At 58.9% G+C, this 2,596-nt stretch carries 2 protein-coding genes; one reads left to right on the top strand and one right to left on the bottom strand.

What is annotated here, in order from left to right:
• Positions 1–993, top strand: a 993-nt coding sequence (rny, locus tag Q0F21_RS07080) for a ribonuclease Y (RefSeq protein ID WP_297238640.1), incomplete at its 5' end; no start/stop codon positions are given.
• 646 nt (positions 994–1,639) lie between these two features.
• Here the strand turns inward: rny and Q0F21_RS07075 are convergent.
• Positions 1,640–2,440 carry a DUF2807 domain-containing protein gene (locus tag Q0F21_RS07075; RefSeq protein WP_297238638.1) on the bottom strand — a complete coding sequence of 267 codons (801 nt, stop codon included), beginning with the start codon at positions 2,438–2,440 and terminating at the stop codon, positions 1,640–1,642.
• Between the last annotated feature and the right edge of the window lie 156 nt (positions 2,441–2,596).

The raw sequence follows: 2,596 nt of genomic DNA, 5'->3' as shown, positions 1-2,596 counted from the left end.
CGCAAGATCGTCGTCAAGACCATCCAGCGCATCGCCACCGAGACTGCGATAGAGAATGCGGTCACCGTCTTCCACATCGACAACGACGACATCAAGGGACGCATCATCGGTCGTGAGGGACGCAACATCCGCGCCCTCGAGGCGGCCACCGGCGTCGAGATCATCGTCGACGACACCCCGGAGGCGATCCTGCTCTCCTGCTTCGACCCCGTCCGCCGCGAGCTGGCGCGTCTCTCGCTCCACGAGCTGGTACAGGACGGACGCATCCACCCCGCCCGCATCGAGGAGGTGGTCGAGAAGACTGAGAAGCAGCTCGAGGAGGAGATCATGGAGACCGGTGAGCGGACCGTGATCGACCTCGGTATCCACGGCATGCACCCCGAGCTGATCCGCCTCGTCGGTAAGATGAAGTACCGCTCCAGCTATGGGCAAAACCTCCTCCAGCACAGTCGAGAGACCGCCAACCTGAGTGCCGTCATGGCTGCTGAGCTCGGCGTAGATGCGAAGAAAGCACGCCGCGCCGGACTTCTCCACGACATCGGCAAGGTGGCTGATGAGGAGCCGCAGATGCCTCACGCCCTCCTCGGTATGAAGCTCTGCGAGAAGTATAAGGAGAAGCCCGACATCTGCAATGCTGTCGGCTCCCACCACGACGAAATCGAGATGAGCACCCTCATCGCCCCCATCGTGCAGGTCTGTGATGCGATCAGCGGCGCACGACCTGGCGCACGTCGTGAGATCGCCGAGGCTTACATCAAGCGGCTTAAGGCACTCGAGGACCTCGCCCTCTCCTACCCCGGAGTGATCAAGACCTACGCCATCCAGGCAGGTCGCGAGCTTCGCGTCGTCGTCGGAGCCGACAAGGTCGACGATGCCGGCACGATCGAGCTCTCCAATGCGATCGCTGAGCGCGTACAGGACGAGCTCACCTACCCCGGTCAGGTCAAGATCACCGTCATCCGAGAGCGCCGCGTCGTCTCCTACGCCAAGTAATCCCAGGGCTGACGCATTTGAGTTTTACCTCACCCGCCGGATCCCGCAGGGACTTACCCGCCGGTCCCTCTCCTCATACACCCCGGCGCCGGGGTGTATCGTATCGAGCTAGATAGAGTTCGGTGAATTCTAAACCCGGTATTAGTGATCACTAAACCCGGTAATAGTGATCACTAATACCGGGTTTAGTTTGGGGGCGAAGGGCTGACGCATCTGAGTCTGATAGTAAACTATCTGATGCTCGTCTGAGAGGCTGATGCTCAGGTATGCGGATGAGCAGTCTCTCTTATCGCTCATCTCCGATGTGGCGGCTACCCGCAAGGGGTCGGGACACGAAATAAACTCTCATTAGACCTTTGCATAATACCCCATCTGCGGTGTCACTTTCGAGATTCGAGCTTGGTCATGTGCGTAAGCACACTCCCTTTGCCCTCACTCTCAGATCCTTGCATCTGGGGTATTCTGTAAAGTCCCTGCCGAAAAATCGGTGCTATTCGGCGAAGGACCATTTTGCAAAGGTCTTTCTCATACATCGGCATAATGTCGTAAGGGTGCCGTAAGACTTTCCCAGGTAGAAATGATGATCGGGTGAGCCGAGAGGAATCTTGGCACACCCGATCATCGTATGAATGGTGTCAGGGGGAGCTTACTTGGCACTGAGGATCTCGATGTCACCCTTGCCATCGCAGGTGATGTTGCGGCGGTCGGTGCAGCGGATGGTGATCTCGGAGGAGAGATCGGCATCGAGGGTGCCGCCCTTCACCGTGAGATCACTCCCATCCACCTCGCCACCTGAGGAGGCGGAGATGCTGACGGTGTCGCCGGTGCCGGTTAGGGTGATCTCGCCCCCGGTGCCGGCATGCATGTCTGCGAGGTGGAAGGATCCGGTGTACTCGATCTCGCTCCCGGTCTTGGACTTGAGCTTCAGTGTCCTATGCTTACCGGAGAGGTAGAGCTCGCCCCCGGTGGCGGCAGTGGCGATCACTTCTCGTGCATCACCGGTGAAGAGCAGTTCGCCGCCGGTGAAGCACTTCAGCTCCAGCCGGGCGATCTTGGTGGGGCGGTAGTTCTTGTCTATATGTAGCTCAGCGCCGGTCTCCGCCTTCAGAGCCGTGAGACCATTGAGATCGGTGAGGGTGACGACGGCGAGGTAGGTGTGGTCGTCGTCTTTGATGGTCCCAAAGGAGGGCTTTATGGAGATGCGGAGCGACTTCTTCGAGACGTCGGTGGAGCACTTGACCTTGTCAATATTGTCGACGTAGAGGTCCACTTTATTCTCCGTGCCGGGACGGAGCACCACCTCGAAGCCTGTAGAGGCGGTTATGTCGGTGGGGCAGTAGTCGAGGGTGATGGTCTTATCCGGCACCTGGCCGGGCTCCTGAGCCTCTGCGGCGACAAAGCCGGCGAGTAGGGCGAGGGAGGCAAGTAGGTATCTGAGGGTGCGCATAGTGTTTGGTATGAAATAAAAGAGTTATCGGGGCAGTGCTCCGGTGAGATAGTAGGTGAGGTTGATCGAGCGGAGGAGGCGGGTGTAGACGCTCTGGAGGTACTGCGACTTGGCTCCGATGAGCTTATTCTTGGACTGCTCCCACTCGTAGGCGGT

Origin of the sequence: uncultured Porphyromonas sp., assembly GCF_934359325.1 — a bacterium.
GTDB lineage: Bacteria > Bacteroidota > Bacteroidia > Bacteroidales > Porphyromonadaceae > Porphyromonas_A.
Note: the sequence above shows the minus strand (reverse complement) of the source record. Positions and strands in the feature narration are given on the sequence as shown.